The organism is Microbacterium sp. K24 (assembly GCF_004794465.1).
Classification (GTDB): Bacteria; Actinomycetota; Actinomycetes; order Actinomycetales; family Microbacteriaceae; genus Microbacterium.
The window spans coordinates 77,163-93,223 of the sequence record NZ_SSDJ01000138.1 but is presented as its reverse complement, the minus strand read 5'-3'; the positions used below and the strand labels follow the sequence as shown (position 1 = coordinate 93,223).

Here is a 16,061-nt window from a genome sequence, read left to right as displayed (position 1 = left end):
GAACGCGGTGCTCGAGAAAGTGATCAGCGACGCCGATCCCGGGCGCACGCCCCGCGATGCAGCGCCCGATGCCGGGGCGATCGCCACGCGCGACAGGATCCTCCGTTCGACCGCGGCGCCGAAGAAGCACCGTCGTGTGCGCGCGCTGGGCTGGGCGTCGGGGGTGGTCGCGGTGGCGACGGCCTCGGTGGTCGCCTTCGCCCTCCTCACACCGCAGGTCGCCGCCGTCGCGGGAACGCCTTCTCCCCTCGAGTTCGAGGGGGAAGCCACCGTCGCCGGCATCGTCGACGAGGCGCAGACAGACCTCGCGGCCTCGGCGGGTCCTGCGGAGGCCGAGCGGACCGTCAGAACGGCCTCGTGGGGGTTCTCGGTCGATGTGGGCAACGAGGTCACCACGGTCGTTCCGCAGCTCTCGACTCTGATCTGGGAGCCCGACGGCTCGGGACGGATGACGATCGTCGCCGGCGTGCCGTACGATCCCGCGGATGCTGTCGCCAACAGCGCGGCCGAGGTCACCAGCAGTGGAGAGGTGGTCACGGATCTCGTCATGGAGCCCGGCGACTTCACGACGCCGTGGACGACGGTGCCGGCAGCGGACGGCGAGGACACCGCAGCGATGCTCCGCGCTTTCGGCATGCCCGATGATCCCACCGCATTCGATGTGGAATCGGCGTTCACGTCGGTTCTCCAGCAGTGGACGCTGACGAACGCGCAGCACGCCGCACTCCTGTCTCTGCTGGAGGAGACCGGTGACGGCGTCGCCCTCGGCACCTCCACGGATCGTCTCGGACGACCGGTCGCCGGCATCCGAGTGCAGTCCCCGGATGGGGCTGTGAGTGATCTCGTCCTGATCTCGCGTGAGACGGGCCGCATCGTCGGCGTCGAACGCACCGTGCTGATCGCAGACGAGGTGTTCGACGCGGGCGCGATCATCTCCTATGAGATGTGGGATGTCACGGAGGAGATGATCGAGTGAGGCGTGCGAGCACGACTGTTCTGGCCGGTCTCGTCGGAATCATCATCGCGATGACGTCGGCTCCGGCCGTCGCGGCGCCCTCGGGCGGCGCCGAGCCCGACCCGCAGATCACGGCGATGCTCGAAGAGGTGCCGGGCGGCATCGTCATCGACGCGAGACATGCGGTGTGGCCCGAGCTCGCGATGGAGCTGACCGTGTTCGCGGATCGAGGGAGGTCTGCGCGCTCGGTCGGGAGCTGCGCCACGAACAAGATCTGCGTGTACAACGGCGTCTCGCTGGGAGGCACGAGTGCGCTGACGTTCAGCACCTGCAGCAATCACGCCATCCCGTCGTCGTTCTCGGCGAAGTCGCTGGCGAATGCCCGCACATCCGGCTTCGTGGAGGGCCGCAGCGGATCGACGGTGCTCGCGACCGTGTACGCGGGCAGCTGGTCCAACGTCCCCAGCGGCGTCACCAGCCTCCGCTGCTATCTCTGAGGAGGACCATGGCCCTGCACTGGATCGCTCGGACCTGGGGCGCGCCCGAGTCGTGGGACTTCGTCGCGTACGCTCCGCCGGCTCCCACTGAAGGCGAGGTCACGATCCGCGTGCATGCCGCCGGAGTGAACCCCGCAGACGCGAAGCACGTAGCCGCTCCGCGTGCAGGAGTCGAGTTCCCGGTGCCGATCGGATACGAGGTCTCCGGCGAACTGATCGCGATCGGCCCGAACACGTCGATCGGATCGGGCGCCGCCGCTGTGGGTGACGAGGTGATCGCGTTCCGCGTACGAGGCGGGTATGCGACGGAGATCACGGTGCCTGCCGAGAAGGTGTTCGCGAAGCCGGCGACGCTCACGCATGCCGAAGCGGCGAATCTCCTCCTCGTGGGCACGACCGCGTCGGAGATGCTCGCCGTCACCGGTGCCGCGCCGGGGGAGACGATCCTCCTCCACGGCGCATCCGGAGCCGTCGGCGTCAGTGTTCTGCAGCAGTCGCGGCTGCGCGGCATCCGTGTGATCGGCACCGCCGGCGAAGGACGTTTCGACGAGGTCCGCCGATTCGGCGGCGTCCCCGTCCGCTACGGCGACGGTCTCGCCGATCGGGTCCGCGACGCCGCCGGCGGGCCGATCGCCGCCGCACTCGACGCCGTCGGCACCGATGAGGCCGTGGACGTCTCGCTCGACCTCGTCGCGGACCGTCGGCGCATCGTCACGATCGCCGCATTCGGCCGCGCCGAATCCGACGGCATCCTGGCCATCGCCGGAGCCATGCCGGCCAGCGCACGGTTCCGCGACGAGGTACGCGGTGAACTCGTCGCGCTCGCGCAGAACGGCGACCTCGTCGTGCCCGTGGCTCAGACGTTCGCTCTGGACGAGGCGCCCGAAGCCCACCGCCTCCTCGCGACCGGGCACCCCGGTGGCAAGCTCGCCCTGATCCCGGACGTGTGAGATCCCGATTCGGCTGGCACTCGCAGGTGCGGGGAATCAGGGTCCGACGGCGAAGATCACGGCGATCGCGGAGAAGAGCGCCGCGAGGATGAAGACCCAACCGGCGAACGTCGAGACGATCATCCGGGCGTACCGGTCGGCCTCGGGGTCCTGGTAGATGTCACCGGCGTGAGCACGCAGCCGCTGGGCGGCCAGAATCGCGAGGCGCCGCCGTGAGAGAAGGACGACGAGTCCGATCAGCGCCAAGATCGCAGCGGCGATCAGAGGACCGACGACCTCCCACGCCTTGGACGGGCCCCGACCCGACTCCGGCGCCGTCATCGCACCGCTGACGATCACGAACGTTCCGAAGGCCATGAAGAACACCCCGAGGATCCGGTTCGACCACGGTCCTTGGGAGGCGTTCATGACAGCTCCCCGACGGGCGCTGATCAGGTAGTTGCCGGCGACCAGAAAGTCGGTCAGCTGTCGGGCGAAGATGATCGCCATGAGACCGAACACAGTGACGAACCCACCCAGGAGGAGCTCGATCGTCATCGGGTCGCCGTCATCGTCTCGCGCATGACGAAATGATCGCACAGGCGCCGACCTGCTTCAGTCGATCTCGCGGAGCGACGAGGTCACGATGACCACGTCGTCGCCGAACTCGGCGTCGGCGGCATCCTGGATCGTGCCGTCGTCCCAGACGACCTGCAGCCAGACGTATCCGCGATCCGTTCCCACGGTGAGAGCGTCACTTCCGAGCCGTTCGGAGATGTCGTCCTGGATGCTCGTGAGCTCGGCCTCAGGCGTCACGCCCTCCACGCCGCCCGTCGGATCCTCCGGCGCCACCGGGTCGAACAGCGCGAGCATGATCGGCGGGTCGGTGTTCGTCAGACGCTCCCCGTCGTAGGTGGCGTACACCGCATACGCACCCCAGGTCGTCTCGCCGCTGGTCTCGCTGCCGTCGACTCCGTCCCAGCTCCAGTCGTCGAGGGGAACGCCGGTGCACTGCGGCGGATACGACTCCATGACCGCGCCCAGGCACAGTTGCACGTCGCCTGCGACGTCCAGTACCGTGCCGACGCCGATCACGCGTCCCTCCGGCAGACTCGCGGTGACCTTCTCGAGGCGCTGATCGGAGGGGACGGCGGTGTTCGTCGGGGCGGGCGAACTTCCCGGTCCGCTCGCGCAGGCGCTCAGCGAGACGACGGCGAGGACGGATGCCGCGGCGAGAAGCAGGCGACGCTGCGATGTGCTCATACTCCTCAGTGTCGCGGGCGCCCGGATCGTCTCACGACCGTCGAACGATGCCGGAGCATCCCTGCTAGCATGGCCGCATGCCTTTCGGCGGTCTGCTTCTTCTTAGCTGCCGCGACGAGTCCTAAGAGCTAGGGCCTTCCTCGTCGCGGCGCTTGTGTTGGCCCGTACATCTTGACGAAGAGAAGAAGCCCATCATGCAGAACACTCAGCGCTCCTCAGCGATGCCGATCCACAAGTATCGGCCGTTCCACGAGCAGATCGACGTCCACCTGCCGGACCGCACCTGGCCCGACGCCCGCATCACCGAGGCTCCGCGCTGGTGCGCGGTCGACCTCCGCGACGGCAATCAGGCCCTCATCGACCCGATGTCCCCCGAGCGCAAGCGCGTCATGTTCGAGCTGCTCGTCAGCATGGGCTACAAGGAGATCGAGGTCGGCTTCCCGTCGGCGAGCCAGACGGACTTCGACTTCGTCCGCCAGCTCATCGAAGAGAACCTCATCCCCGACGACGTCACCATCCAGGTGCTGACCCAGGCGCGCGAGCACCTCATCGAGCGCACCTACGAGTCGATCGCCGGCGCCAAGCAGGCCATCGTGCACCTGTACAACTCGACCAGCGTGCTGCAGCGCGAGGTGGTCTTCCGCACCGACAAGCAGGGCATCATCGACATCGCGCTCGAGGGCGCTCGCCTGTGCCGGAAGTTCGAGAAGACGATCCCCGACACGAAGGTCTACTACGAGTACTCGCCGGAGAGCTACACCGGCACCGAGCTCGAGTTCGCCCTCGACATCTGCAACCAGGTGATCGAGGTGTTCGAGCCGACGCCCGACCGCAAGGTGATCATCAACCTGCCTGCGACCGTCGAGATGGCATCCCCGAACGTCTACGCCGACTCGATCGAGTGGATGAGCCGTCGCCTCGCGCACCGCGAGAACGTCATCCTGTCGCTGCACCCGCACAACGACCGCGGGACGGCGATCGCTGCGGCCGAGCTCGGCTACATGGCCGGTGCCGACCGCATCGAGGGCTGTCTCTTCGGCAACGGCGAGCGCACCGGCAACGTCGACATCGTGGCGCTGGGCATCAACCTGTTCACGCAGGGCATCGACCCGCAGATCGACTTCAGCGACATCGATCAGGTCAAGCGCACGGTCGAGTACTGCAACCAGCTGCCGGTGCCCGAGCGCAGCCCGTGGGCCGGAGACCTGGTCTTCACGGCGTTCAGCGGCTCGCACCAGGACGCGATCAAGAAGGGCTTCGAGGCGATGGCCGTCCGCGCCGAGGCCCAGGGCGTCTCGGTCGACGACATCGAGTGGGCCGTGCCCTACCTGCCGGTCGACCCCAAGGACCTGGGCCGTTCCTACGAGGCCGTCATCCGCGTCAACTCGCAGTCCGGCAAGGGCGGCGTCGCGTACCTGCTGAAGTCCGACCACGCGATCGACCTGCCCCGCAAGCTGCAGATCGAGTTCTCGGGTGTCGTGCAGGCGAAGACGGATGCCGAGGGCGGCGAGGTCACGTCCGACCAGATCTGGTCGATCTTCAACGACGAGTACCTGCCGGCCGACGACGCCACCGCCAAGTGGGGCCGCTTCGAGCTGCTCGCGACGCAGACCCGCAGCGACATGTCGGGTGAGGTCGTGCTCGACGTCGTGCTGCGCGACGACGAGCAGCAGCTCGCGGTCGCCGGTTCCGGAAACGGACCCGTCGCCGCGTTCGTCGAGGTGCTGCGAGCCCAGGGATTCGACATCACGGTCTACGACTACGTGGAGCACGCTCTCAGCGCCGGTGGCGATGCGCAGGCCGCGGCCTACGTCGAGCTGCAGGTCGGCGACCAGCGCCTGTGGGGCGTCGGCATCGACGGCGACATCTCGACCGCGTCGCTCAAGGCGATCGTGTCGGGCGTGAACCGCTCGATCCGCACGCGCGAGCAGGAGCTGGCAGCCGTCTGACACGTCGTGAAGCCGCGCGTCGACTCAGTCGGCGCGCGGCTTCACGATCGGAATGGCCCCGGTCTCGGCGGCCACCTTGCGACGGTAGATGCGGCGCTGCTCGGGGAGAGAGACGTCGAAGCTCACGGCGAGCACCCGGATCACCGCGGTCACCACGATGCCGAAGACCGCGGCGAGGGTGATCTGCATGCCGAACCCGTTCGCGATGACGATGAAGGTGCATCCCGCACCCGCGGCGACCGCGTAGAGGGAGCCCACGTGCATGATCGAGGTCGGCAGCCCCATCAGCATGTCGCGCAGCACGCTGCCGCCCACCGCGGCGCAGACGCCGATGAAGACCGCGGGAACGGGCGGGATGCCGAACGCGATCGCCTTGCTCGTTCCGAACGCGCCGAACATCCCGATCACCACCGCATCCAGCACCACGATGACGGTGTTGAGCCGGTTGAAGAGCCCGGCGAGCAGCATCCCCAGCAGGGCCGCACCCGTGGCGGTCACCAGGTACCAGTTGCTCTGCAACGTGGCGGGCGTCTGGCCGAGCAGGATGTCGCGGATCAGACCGCCGCCCATGCCGATCATGATGCCGATGATCGCGACGCCCAACCAGTCCAGTCGGCGCTGTCCCTGGAAACCCGAGGCGAACAGCGCGCCCTGCACCCCGCCGAGCCCGACGCCGAGAAGGTCCGCCCACAGCGGAATGGTGAAGAGCGGTTCGGTCACGCTTCCATTCTCGCGCACGGAGGATAATCGAAGGGTGCCCACCTACCGAGACGAAGTGGTGATCCTGCGCACCCACAAGCTGGGCGAGGCGGATCGCATCGTCACCATGCTGTCGCGCCGGCACGGCAAGGTCCGGGCGGTGGCGAAGGGCGTGCGCCGCACGTCGTCGAAGTTCGGCTCCCGGCTGGAGCCGTTCATGGTCGCCGATGTGCAGCTCTACCAGGGCCGTTCCCTCGACATCGTGCAGCAGGCGGAGTCGCTCGGCTCTTACGGCACCGACATCGCCGCGCACTACGACCGCTTCACCTCGGCCAACGCGATGGTCGAGACCGCCGACCGTCTGAGCGACTCCGAGGCGACGCCTGAGCAATATCTGCTCCTCGTCGGCGGCCTGCGCGCACTCTCCCGCGGTGAGCACGTGCCCCGCAGCATCCTGGACTCGTACCTGCTGCGCGTCATGTCGCTGTCCGGATGGGCGCCGTCTCTCGACGACTGCGCCCGCTGCGCGGCGCCCGGACCTCACAGCACTTTCGTCGCCCAGCTGGGCGGACTGGTCTGCGTGAACGATGCGCCTGCCGGGAGTCCGCGCATCGCCGAACGCACTCTCGAGCTGCTCCGCGCCCTGATCCGAGGCGACTGGGAGTTCATCGACGCGGCGTCTCCCGGCGAATCGGCGGCCGCGTCCGGGCTCGTCGGCGCCTACGCCCAGTGGCATCTCGAGCGCGGCATCCGCTCGCTCTCCCACGTTTCCGACATCCGAGGAGAAGGAGCACGGTGAGCCCGAAGCCGTATACGCACAAGGACGCCGTGGCCTACCGCCCGATCGACTGGACCGGCGTGCATCCGCCCGCCTTCCGCGCCGTGCCCGAACACGTGGCGATCGTCATGGATGGCAACGGCCGGTGGGCCAACCGCCGGGGGCTCAGCAGGATCGAGGGCCACAAGGCCGGCGAGGAGGTGCTCCTCGACGTCGTCGCCGGTGCCATCCAGGCGGGTGTGAAGCATCTCTCCGTGTACGCCTTCTCGACCGAGAACTGGGCGCGGTCACCGGAGGAGGTCCGGTTCCTGATGGGCTACAACCGCGACGTGCTGCACCGCCGTCGTGACCAGCTCAACGAGTGGGGCGTGCGCGTGCGCTGGGCGGGCCGCAAGCCGCGGCTCTGGGGGAGCGTCATCAAGGAGTTGCAGTACGCCGAGGAGTTGACCAAGGGCAATGACGTCCTCACGCTCACCATGTGCGTCAACTACGGCGGACGGATCGAGCTCGTCGATGCGATGCGCTCGATCGCCGCCGACGTCGCCGCGGGGCGGGTGAAGCCCAGCGCGATCAGCGAGAAGATGATCCGGCGCCACCTCTACGTGCCCGACATGCCCGACGTCGATCTCTTCGTGCGCAGCTCGGGGGAGCAGCGCACCTCCAACTTCCTGCTCTGGGAGTCCGCGTACGCCGAGATGGTGTTCCTCGACACGCTGTGGCCCGACTTCTCGCGCGAGGAGCTGTGGCGCGCGATCGGTGTCTACCTGTCGCGCGACCGTCGCTTCGGCGGAGCCGTCGACGCCCCTGACACGTCGGCCTGAGCGCGGAGCCACCGCTCCGCCTCGCGCGGATGCCGCAGCCGCACGATCGTGAGGTGGGGGAAGCGCTCTACGACCGCGGGCATGCGTTCCGTCCACTTATGGAGCGTGGTCGACTGCCACCGCAGGATGTTCTCCTCGGGGTCGCCCGTGAACATGCGCCAGATCGGCTTCTCGACGTTCCCGTTCCACAGCCGGGTGCGAAGAATGCCGCGGGCGACGGTCCGGCGCAGCAGCCGCGACCGGACCACGCGGTAGGGGTAGTCCAGCCAGACGACGAGCTGCGCGCGAGGAGGGAGGATGTCGTCGGTCCCCTTGCTCGTGTACTGCCATTCCGTCACCCAGCGATCCTCGGCGGCGAAGGCGCGCACGTCGTCGAGGAAGTCCGGCCGCGGCGTCCAGTTCGGCCCGTGGAAGAGGGCGTCGATCTCCACGTGTCGCAGACCCCAGGCATCCCCGATCCGGCCGGCGAGCGTGGTCTTGCCCGACCCCGTGACCCCGGCGACGAGTACGCGCTCGGGCTTCACGGGCAGTGGATCATCGGCGGAGAGCATCCGGAAATCGTATCCGGGGAGAGACCGCCCGGAATAGGTCACAGAATCATGGGGTTGGATGATGATGTGAGCGAACCCATCTCTATCGACATCTGGTCCGACATCGCCTGCCCCTGGTGCTACATCGGCAAGCGCAATCTGGAGAAGGGCCTCGAGGCCGTCTCCGCCGACGAGGATGCCCCCGAGGTCACCGTCACCTTCCACTCCTTCGAGCTGTCGCCCGACACCCCGGTCGACTTCGACGGCGATGAGATCGACTTCCTGGCCGGCCACAAGGGCATGCCGCGCACGCAGGTCGAGCAGATGCTGTCGAACGTCACCGGCGTAGCGGCGAACGCCGGTCTCGAATACCGTTTCGACCTGCTGCAGCACACCAACACCGTGAAGGCGCATGAGCTGCTGCACTTCGCGAAGGCGGAGGGCGTGCAGCACGCCATGGAGGAGCGCCTGATGTCGGCGTACTTCACCGAGGGCAAGCACGTCGGTCGCATCGACGACCTCGTCGAGCTCGCGGTCGAGGTCGGCCTCGATGCCGACGGTGCCCGGCAGGCGCTGGAGAGCGAGCAGTACCTCCCCGCCGTCCGCCAGGACCAGGCGCAGGCGCAGGCCTACGGCATCCAGGGCGTGCCGTTCTTCGTCATCGACGGTCAGTACGGCATCTCCGGAGCACAGCCTCCTGCGGCGTTCGAGAACGTCCTCCGCGATCTCTGGGCGAAGCGCGGAGAGACCGAGGACGCCGCCGTCTAGCGGGTCAGAGCCGCTTCGATCGCGCTGACGATCTCGGGGGAGTCCGGCTTCTGCTTCGGGCGGAAGCGCAGGACGTCTCCGTCGGGCAGCACGAGGAACTTCTCGAAGTTCCACTCGACGCGGCCGGCCTTGCCCCCGGCATCCGCCGTCTGCTTGAGTGCCTTGTAGAGGTCCGACGCGTTCCGGCCGTTCACCTTGACCTTGTCGTTGACGGGGAAGGTCACGCCGTAGGTCGTCGAACAGAACTCGAGGATCTCGTCGACGGATCCGGGCTCCTGACCGAAGAACTGGTTGCACGGGAAGCCGACGACGCTGAAGCCGCGGTCACCGTAGAGACGCTGCAGTTCCTCGAGCTGCTCGTACTGCGGAGTCAGGCCGCACTTGGAGGCGACGTTCACCACGAGCACCACATCGGCACCGAGATCGTCGAGCGTCTTCTCGTTGCCCTGAGCATCGGTGAAGGGGATCGAACGGAGCGCGGATTCGGTCATATTCACAGCTTAGGTCGCCGCGTCCGCACGGGCTCCGCGTCTGGGAGAATAGACGGGACATGACTCTCGCCACAGCCCCCGCCCGCCCTCTTCGCATCGGCCCGATCGATCTCGACGTGCCGGTCGTCCTCGCACCCATGGCGGGGATCACCAACACGGCGTTCCGGCGCCTGTGCCGCGAGTACGGTGCCGGCCTCTACGTCAGCGAGATGATCACCTCGCGCGCGCTCGTCGAGCGCAATGAGACGACGATGCGTCTGATCCGGCACCACGAGTCGGAGACGCCGCGGTCGATCCAGCTCTACGGCGTCGATCCGAAGACGATCGCCGAAGCAGTGCGCATCATCGTCGCCGAAGATCACGCCGACCACATCGATCTGAACTTCGGCTGCCCGGTACCCAAGGTCACCCGCCGGGGCGGGGGAGCAGCGCTGCCGTGGAAGTCGCAGCTCTTCGCCGACATCGTCGACCAGGCCGTCAAGGCCGCGGGATCGATCCCGCTGACGGTCAAGATGCGCAAGGGCATCGACCGTGACCACCTGACGTTCCTCGACGCCGGCCGTGCCGCCGAGGACGCCGGTGCCGCCGCCGTCGCCCTGCACGCCCGCACCGCGAGCGAGTTCTACTCCGGGCACGCCGACTGGAACGCGATCGGCGAGCTCAAGCAGGCGGTCACCAGCATCCCGGTGCTCGGCAACGGCGACATCTGGTCGGCCGACGACGCTGTGCGCATGATGGAGCAGACCGATTGCGACGGCGTCGTCGTGGGTCGCGGGTGTCTGGGGCGTCCCTGGCTCTTCGGCGAGTTGGCGGCGGCGTTCGGGGCAGAATCGCATCCGGTCGACGCGACGCTCGGATTCGTCGCGGATGCGTTCCGTCGGCACGCCCAGCTGCTGGTCGAGTTCTTCGACGACGAGGATCGCGGCTGCCGCGACATCCGCAAGCACGTCTCCTGGTACTTCAAGGGCTACCCGGTCGGCGGAGACATCCGCACCGGACTCGCGACCTCGTCGAGCCTCGCCGAGATCGACGATCTGCTCGGCCGGCTCGACCACACCGCTCCCTACCCGGGAGCGGATGCCGAAGGCCAGCGGGGCCGCTCCGGTCACCCGAAGCGACCGGCGCTGCCGGACAAGTGGCTCGAGTCGCGGGAGATCGAGTCTTCGGCCTCGGAGATGATGCGTGGAGCGGAGATCGAGAACAGTGGTGGCTGACTCGAACGATGGCGCGCGGGCCGACGGCTACCACGCCCGCGATGCCGAGCGCTTCTTCGCGGAGACGCACCGCTCGGAACGCGACGACTTCGCCCGCGACCGCGCGAGGGTGCTGCATTCCGCCGCTCTCCGCCGCCTCGCCGCCAAGACGCAGGTGCTCAGCCCGGCCAGCACCGCCGACTTCGCACGCAACCGCCTGACGCACTCGCTCGAGGTCGCGCAGGTGGGTCGCGAGCTCGCGACGGCCCTCGGTGTCTCCGCCGATGTGGTCGACACCGCGTGCCTGAGCCACGACCTCGGCCATCCGCCGTTCGGCCACAACGGCGAGCGCGCGCTCAACGAATGGGCCGAGCACATCGGCGGGTTCGAGGGCAACGCGCAGTCCCTTCGCATCCTGACCAGGCTCGAGGCGAAGGTCCTCGACGACGACGACCACTCGGTGGGCCTCAATCTCACGCGGGCCAGCCTCGACGCGACCTGCAAGTACCCGTGGACGGTCGACAGTCCGGTCCCCGACCCGGGCGGTCGGCTGAAGTTCGGCGTCTACCCCGAAGACGAGGCGGTCTTCCGGTGGATGCGCGAGGGTGCTCCGGGGCGACTGCGCTGCATCGAGGCCGAGATCATGGACCTGTCCGATGACATCGCGTACTCCGTGCACGACTTCGAAGACGCGATCGTCAACGGCTACGTCGACGTCGCCCAGCTCGCGGATCCGCGCGGACACGACGCCCTCGTCGGTCGCATCCAGCAGTGGGTCGGCTACGACTTCACCCGCGACGAGCTCGCCGACGCGCTGTACCGTCTGGCCTCGCAGTCGATGTGGCTCGCGTCGTTCGACCGCTCCCGTCAGGCGCTCGCGCGTCTGAAGAACCTGACGAGCGACCTGATCGGGCGCTTCGCCCGCGCCTCGGTGTCGGCCACGCGGTCCGCCTACAGCGGGAGCAATCTCGTACGGTACAACGCCCACGTGGTCGTTCCGCGGGTCGTCGAGGCCGAGATCGCGGTGCTCAAGGGCATCATGGGTCAGGCGATCGTCACGATCGACGCCCGCAAGGGCGTGTACAAGGAGCAGCGTCGAGTGCTGAAGCGGCTCGCGGACTCGCTCTGGTCGACCGACGCTCTCTGGTCGGCGGGTGCCGATGTGCTGGAGCCCGCCTTCGCGGCGGACTTCGTCGCCGCGGTCGATGACGCCGAGCGCGCCCGCGTCGTGGTCGACCAGATCGCCAGCCTGACCGATCAGAGCGCGATCGACTGGCACAACCGTCTGGTCGGCGAGATCGATCCCGCCGAGGTCGGCATCTGGACGCCACGGCACGCCCGCGCCCGGGCGGGCGCGCACGCCGAGAGGCGGCCCGTCGCCGAAGGGGTGGGCTGATGCCCCGCATCCGGCAGGCCGACGTCGACGAGGTGAAGGCGCGCACCAACATCGCCGACATCATCGGCGAGCGCGTCGCCCTGAAGTCGGCGGGTGTCGGGTCGCTCAAGGGACTGTGCCCGTTCCATGACGAGAAGAGCCCGAGCTTCCACGTGCGGCAGCAGGTCGGCTACTACCACTGCTTCGGATGTGGAGAATCGGGTGACGTCTACTCGTTCCTGCGCGAGATGGACCATGTCAGCTTCACCGAGGCCGTCGAGCGTCTCGCCGGCCGCATCGGCTACACGCTGCATTACGAAGACGGGGGAGCGGCCCCCGAGACCAGCGGACGCAGCCGCCTCTATGCAGCGAACACGGCGGCGGCGGAGTTCTTCCGCGCCCAGCTGCTGTCGCCGGATGCCGAGGCCGGCCGGCGCTTCCTGGGCGAGCGCGGTTTCGACGCGGGCGCAGCGGCGCACTTCGGCGTCGGCTTCGCGCCGCGCGGCTGGGACGGCATGCTCAAGGCGCTCACCGCGCAGGGCTTCACGCGCGACGAGCTCGTCACCTCGGGACTGGTCTCGACCGGCCAGCGCGGCGTCTACGACCGGTTCCGCGGCCGTCTGGTGTGGCCGATCCGCGACGTCTCCGGACAGACGATCGGCTTCGGTGCGCGCAAGCTCTTCGACGACGACCAGGGACCGAAATACCTGAACACCCCGGAGACCCCGATCTACAAGAAGGCGCAGGTGCTCTACGGACTCGACCTCGCCAAGCGCGACATCTCGCGGGGCGACCCCCGGCGCGTCGTCGTCGTGGAGGGATACACCGACGTGATGGCGTGTCACCTCGCGGGTCTCACGACAGCGATCGCGACATGCGGCACGGCGTTCGGCACCGAGCACATCAAGGTGCTGCGTCGCGTGATGGGCGACGACAACGCGTCCGGCGAGGTCGTCTTCACGTTCGACGGCGATGAGGCGGGGCAGAAGGCGGCGCTTCGCGCGTTCACCGAGGACGACCGGTTCAACGCCCAGACGTTCGTGGCGGTCGCGCCGGACAGCCTCGATCCGTGCGATCTGCGCCTGCAGCGCGGGGATGCCGCCGTGCGCGGTCTCATGGACGCCAAGGTCCCGATGTTCGAGTTCGCGATCGACCGCAAGCTCAGCGGCTTCGACCTCGCCACCGTCGAGGGCCGCGTCGGGGCGCTCCGTGCCGCGGCGCCGATCGTCGCGGAGATCCGCGACCAGCTCCTCCGACCCGGTTACGAGCGAGTGCTGGCACGCCGCCTCGGCATGGACCCCACCGAGGTGCGCAACGAGGTCGAGCGCGCCGCGCGCGGCGCCTCGCATCAGCCCGCCGCTCGTCGTGAGACCCCCGCGGTCGACCCCGCGACCGGTGCCGCGTCCGTCGCCCCGGTGACGCTCGCGAGTCTGCCGCGCACCGCGGACGTCGCCGTGGAACGCGACGCGCTGATGGGCGCGCTGCAGTATGGGCACCAGGTGGATCAGACCCTTCTGAACCGCGCGCTCGGTGCTCCTTTCCGCACGCCGGGCCTCGACGCCGTGCGCGAGGCCGTCGCGGCCGCCCCGGATCGCACGCGGGCCGGATGGGTGACGGATGCCGTGAACAGCGTGCGCGAGCCGTACCGGTCACTGGCGGGCGAGCTGCTGATGACGCCGTTCCCGGCGAAGAACGAGGAGGGAGCGTTGACCTCGGCGACCGACCTCGCACGTCGGCTCATCCTGCGTCAGCTGGAGCGTGAGAAGCAGGAGCTCCTCGGCGCCGTTCAGCGCGTTCCCGCCGAGTCCGACGGCGGCCGCGCCCTGCGTGTGCGCCTGCGCGACATCGATGCGGAGCGTCAGCGGTTCGCCGAGTCGTAACGCAGGCGGCGGGTCTGCAGAGGGCAGGATAGAGACATGTCCCGCCGGCCGGAATCCTCGAACGCGATCGACTGCTCGGATCTGGTGATCGACCGGATCGGGCACGGTTCGCCCACGCGCGCCGTCGACGGTGTGACCTTCTCTCTGGCCCCCGGGGAACTCATCTGCGTCGCCGGTCCCACCGGTTCGGGCAAGTCGACGCTGGTGGCCGCTCTCGCCGGGTCCACCGACCCCTCCGTGAAGGTCGTGGGCGGAAGCGCGGTGGTGTGCGGGGTCGACGTGCGCAGGCCCGGCCGGAAGCACCGCATCCTCACGTATCGCACCGGTTTCGTCCCGCAGGGCGCCGGTGCCGATCTGCCGCCCCGGCTCACTGTCAACGAGGTGATCGCCGAGCCGATCCTCGTCCGCGAACGCCGGGTCAACACCAAGGCGCTCTCGATCCGTGTCGCCACGCTGCTCGATGAGCTGCACCTGCCCCTCGGCACGGCCGCGAAGTTCCCCTATGAGCTGAGTGCCGGCATGCGTCAGCGCGTCGCGATCGCGCGGTCGTTCATCCTGGAGCCGAAGGTGCTCATCGCGGACGAGATCCTCGCGAACCTCGATCTGGAGGTGCGACCGGTCGTGTTCGACGCGATCACGCGACGTCGCAAGGAGGAGTCGATGGCGGCTCTTCTCGTGACCAACGACGCGGCCTTCATCCGCGAGCTGAACGCCGAGACCCTGATGCTCCGCGGCGGTCACGTCGTGGCTCGCGGGGTCGGCAAGGACCTGCTCTGGGTGCCCAATGCCGAGTCGGATTCGCGCCACTGATCACGACACGCCCGACCCGCGCAGACCCCGCCCCGGTGTCACGAGTGCGGTCTGGAGTTTGCTAAGCTTGTCGAGTTGCCCGCGCAGCGGAGCACATTCCTCGGTAGCTCAATTGGCAGAGCAGCCGGCTGTTAACCGGCAGGTTCTTGGTTCGAGTCCAAGCCGGGGAGCCAATGAAAGGCCCGGAACTCAGACGAGTTCCGGGCCTTTCCCTTTCAGCCACGGAGTCCGAGTTCGTCGATGATCTCGGTCACCCTCGCCCTCGCCTGTGACCCGAGTCCCTGCACCGGACGCGGAAGGCAGTGCGGAGCCACCAGGTCGAGGCGCTCGGCGATCGCTGCCGTCACCCGGTAGCTGCCGAACTCGGCGAACAGATCCCACAGGGGCTGCAGGCGGGTCGATTCCGCGGTCGCCGCCGCCTGGTCACCGCTCTGCGCGGCGCGGGTGATGGTCAGTGCCGGACCGGGGAGCGTGCCCCCGATGGCCGAGTACCAGGCATCGCATCCGGCGTTCAGACCGGTCGCGGCGAACGCATCGCCCGAGACGCCGATGCTCACGGTGCTCGGGACGCGTTCGCGGATCGCCTGCACTCGCGCCGCCGCGATCTGCGGATCCGACGGTACGCCGGGGATCTTGATGGAGGCGACGTGCGGCAGCGTCGAGATGCGCGCGTAGAGATCGTCGGTGAACGTGACGTGTGTCGTGCCCGGGTTGTCATAGACGACGAGCGGCACCGAGAGGCCCGCGGTGACGTCGTCGAACAGCGTGAACACCTCGTCGGCCGTGAGTGCCTGATAGGTCACGGGCGCGAGCAGCACGGCACTCGCGCCGGCGTTCTGCGCATCGTCGGCGAGCCGCTTCACCTCGGAGGTGCGCAGCGCTCCGATGCCGACCATGACGGGGACGTCACCCGCCAGCGTCACCGCCGCGCGTGCGACGCGGCGGCGCTCGTCACGGTCGAGGTACATGTAGGAGCCCGTCGAACCGAGGGCGGTGAGCGAATCCACCCCTGCCGTGACCAGTCGTTCGATGAGGCGCGCGAAGGACGCCTCGTCGAACGAGTCGTCCCGCAGGGGCGTCAGGGGGAAGGCGCTGAGGCCGGTGAACATCGGCGATCTCCTCT

At 68.5% G+C, this 16,061-nt stretch carries 17 protein-coding genes and 1 tRNA gene; 12 read left to right on the top strand and 6 right to left on the bottom strand.

Translation table 11 applies throughout. From position 1 onward, the window contains the following. The first annotated feature begins 7 nt into the window (after window positions 1-7). Genes DW306_RS15060 through DW306_RS15050 form a run of 3 tightly spaced genes read left to right on the top strand, consistent with a single transcriptional unit; the run spans window position 8 to window position 2,402 of the window. Window positions 8-976, top strand: coding sequence for a hypothetical protein (locus DW306_RS15060; protein WP_240747216.1), 969 nt, complete (start codon window positions 8-10; stop codon window positions 974-976). Next, on the top strand, window positions 973-1,452 hold the full coding sequence (locus tag DW306_RS15055; RefSeq protein ID WP_240747215.1) for a hypothetical protein: 480 nt from the start codon (window positions 973-975) through the stop codon (window positions 1,450-1,452). Before DW306_RS15060 ends, DW306_RS15055 begins: the two co-directional genes overlap by 4 nt. An 8-nt stretch (window positions 1,453-1,460) precedes the next feature. After that, window positions 1,461-2,402, top strand: coding sequence for an NADP-dependent oxidoreductase (locus DW306_RS15050; RefSeq protein WP_136056402.1), 942 nt, complete (start codon window positions 1,461-1,463; stop codon window positions 2,400-2,402). Between the two features lie 36 nt (window positions 2,403-2,438). Here DW306_RS15050 and DW306_RS15045 read toward each other — a convergent pair whose 3' ends face one another. Together DW306_RS15045 and DW306_RS15040 are read right to left on the bottom strand one after the other, a co-directional pair. Continuing rightward, on the bottom strand, window positions 2,439-2,939 hold the full coding sequence (locus tag DW306_RS15045; RefSeq protein WP_136056401.1) for a hypothetical protein: 501 nt from the start codon (window positions 2,937-2,939) through the stop codon (window positions 2,439-2,441). 57 nt (window positions 2,940-2,996) lie between these two features. Further along, the gene (locus DW306_RS15040) at window positions 2,997-3,644 is read right to left on the bottom strand and encodes a hypothetical protein (protein ID WP_240747214.1); all 648 of its coding nucleotides are present in this window, start codon (window positions 3,642-3,644) and stop codon (window positions 2,997-2,999) included. A 194-nt stretch (window positions 3,645-3,838) separates the two neighbouring features. Here DW306_RS15040 and leuA point away from each other — a divergent pair, with 194 nt between their 5' ends. Next, window positions 3,839-5,593 carry a 2-isopropylmalate synthase gene (gene leuA / locus DW306_RS15035; RefSeq protein ID WP_136056399.1) on the top strand — a complete coding sequence of 585 codons (1,755 nt, stop codon included), beginning with the start codon at window positions 3,839-3,841 and terminating at the stop codon, window positions 5,591-5,593. 24 nt (window positions 5,594-5,617) lie between these two features. Here the strand turns inward: leuA and DW306_RS15030 are convergent, their stop codons facing one another. After that, window positions 5,618-6,313: a TRIC cation channel family protein gene (locus DW306_RS15030; RefSeq protein WP_136056398.1), complete on the bottom strand. Its 696-nt coding sequence runs from the start codon at window positions 6,311-6,313 to the stop codon at window positions 5,618-5,620. Window positions 6,314-6,347: 34 nt separating this feature from the next. Between DW306_RS15030 and recO the strand changes: the two genes are divergently transcribed. Both recO and DW306_RS15020 read left to right on the top strand, forming a co-directional pair. Then, on the top strand, window positions 6,348-7,091 hold the full coding sequence (gene recO / locus DW306_RS15025) for a DNA repair protein RecO (RefSeq protein ID WP_136056397.1): 744 nt from the start codon (window positions 6,348-6,350) through the stop codon (window positions 7,089-7,091). Then, on the top strand, window positions 7,088-7,891 hold the full coding sequence (locus DW306_RS15020) for an isoprenyl transferase (protein WP_136056396.1): 804 nt from the start codon (window positions 7,088-7,090) through the stop codon (window positions 7,889-7,891). Before recO ends, DW306_RS15020 begins: the two co-directional genes overlap by 4 nt. On the opposite strand, the gene DW306_RS15015 is transcribed toward DW306_RS15020, so the two are convergent. Further along, entirely contained in the window at window positions 7,831-8,442 is a 612-nt protein-coding gene (locus tag DW306_RS15015; protein ID WP_136056395.1) for an AAA family ATPase, read from the bottom strand. The two genes, DW306_RS15020 and DW306_RS15015, sit on opposite strands and share 61 nt — an antisense overlap. Before the next feature lie 66 nt (window positions 8,443-8,508). Between DW306_RS15015 and DW306_RS15010 the strand changes: the two genes are divergently transcribed. Then, complete coding sequence (locus tag DW306_RS15010) at window positions 8,509-9,189, top strand: DsbA family oxidoreductase (RefSeq protein ID WP_136056394.1); 681 nt, start codon at window positions 8,509-8,511, stop codon at window positions 9,187-9,189. Here DW306_RS15010 and DW306_RS15005 read toward each other — a convergent pair. After that, entirely contained in the window at window positions 9,186-9,680 is a 495-nt protein-coding gene (locus DW306_RS15005) for a glutathione peroxidase (protein ID WP_136056393.1), read from the bottom strand. The two genes, DW306_RS15010 and DW306_RS15005, sit on opposite strands and share 4 nt — an antisense overlap. Window positions 9,681-9,739: 59 nt before the next feature. Here DW306_RS15005 and dusB point away from each other — a divergent pair, with 59 nt between their 5' ends. The 5 genes from dusB to DW306_RS14980 all read left to right on the top strand — a co-directional run bounded on the left by dusB (window position 9,740) and on the right by DW306_RS14980 (window position 15,111). Beyond that, a complete protein-coding gene (dusB, locus tag DW306_RS15000) occupies window positions 9,740-10,894 on the top strand; it encodes a tRNA dihydrouridine synthase DusB (protein ID WP_136056392.1) in 1,155 nt (384 codons plus the stop codon). After that, window positions 10,884-12,269, top strand: coding sequence for a deoxyguanosinetriphosphate triphosphohydrolase (locus DW306_RS14995; RefSeq protein ID WP_136056391.1), 1,386 nt, complete (start codon window positions 10,884-10,886; stop codon window positions 12,267-12,269). Before dusB ends, DW306_RS14995 begins: the two co-directional genes overlap by 11 nt. Beyond that, window positions 12,269-14,128 (top strand): DNA primase, encoded by a 1,860-nt coding sequence (gene dnaG / locus DW306_RS14990; RefSeq protein ID WP_136056390.1) that lies wholly within the window; start codon window positions 12,269-12,271, stop codon window positions 14,126-14,128. The genes DW306_RS14995 and dnaG overlap by 1 nt, the downstream gene beginning before the upstream one ends. Window positions 14,129-14,164: 36 nt before the next feature. Further along, window positions 14,165-14,938: an ATP-binding cassette domain-containing protein gene (locus DW306_RS14985; protein WP_136056389.1), complete on the top strand. Its 774-nt coding sequence runs from the start codon at window positions 14,165-14,167 to the stop codon at window positions 14,936-14,938. Between the two features lie 97 nt (window positions 14,939-15,035). Further along, window positions 15,036-15,111 (top strand) — tRNA-Asn (locus DW306_RS14980). A 42-nt stretch (window positions 15,112-15,153) separates the two neighbouring features. Here DW306_RS14980 and DW306_RS14975 read toward each other — a convergent pair. Then, the gene (locus DW306_RS14975; protein WP_136056388.1) at window positions 15,154-16,047 is read right to left on the bottom strand and encodes a dihydrodipicolinate synthase family protein; all 894 of its coding nucleotides are present in this window, start codon (window positions 16,045-16,047) and stop codon (window positions 15,154-15,156) included. Window positions 16,048-16,061 lie beyond the last annotated feature (14 nt).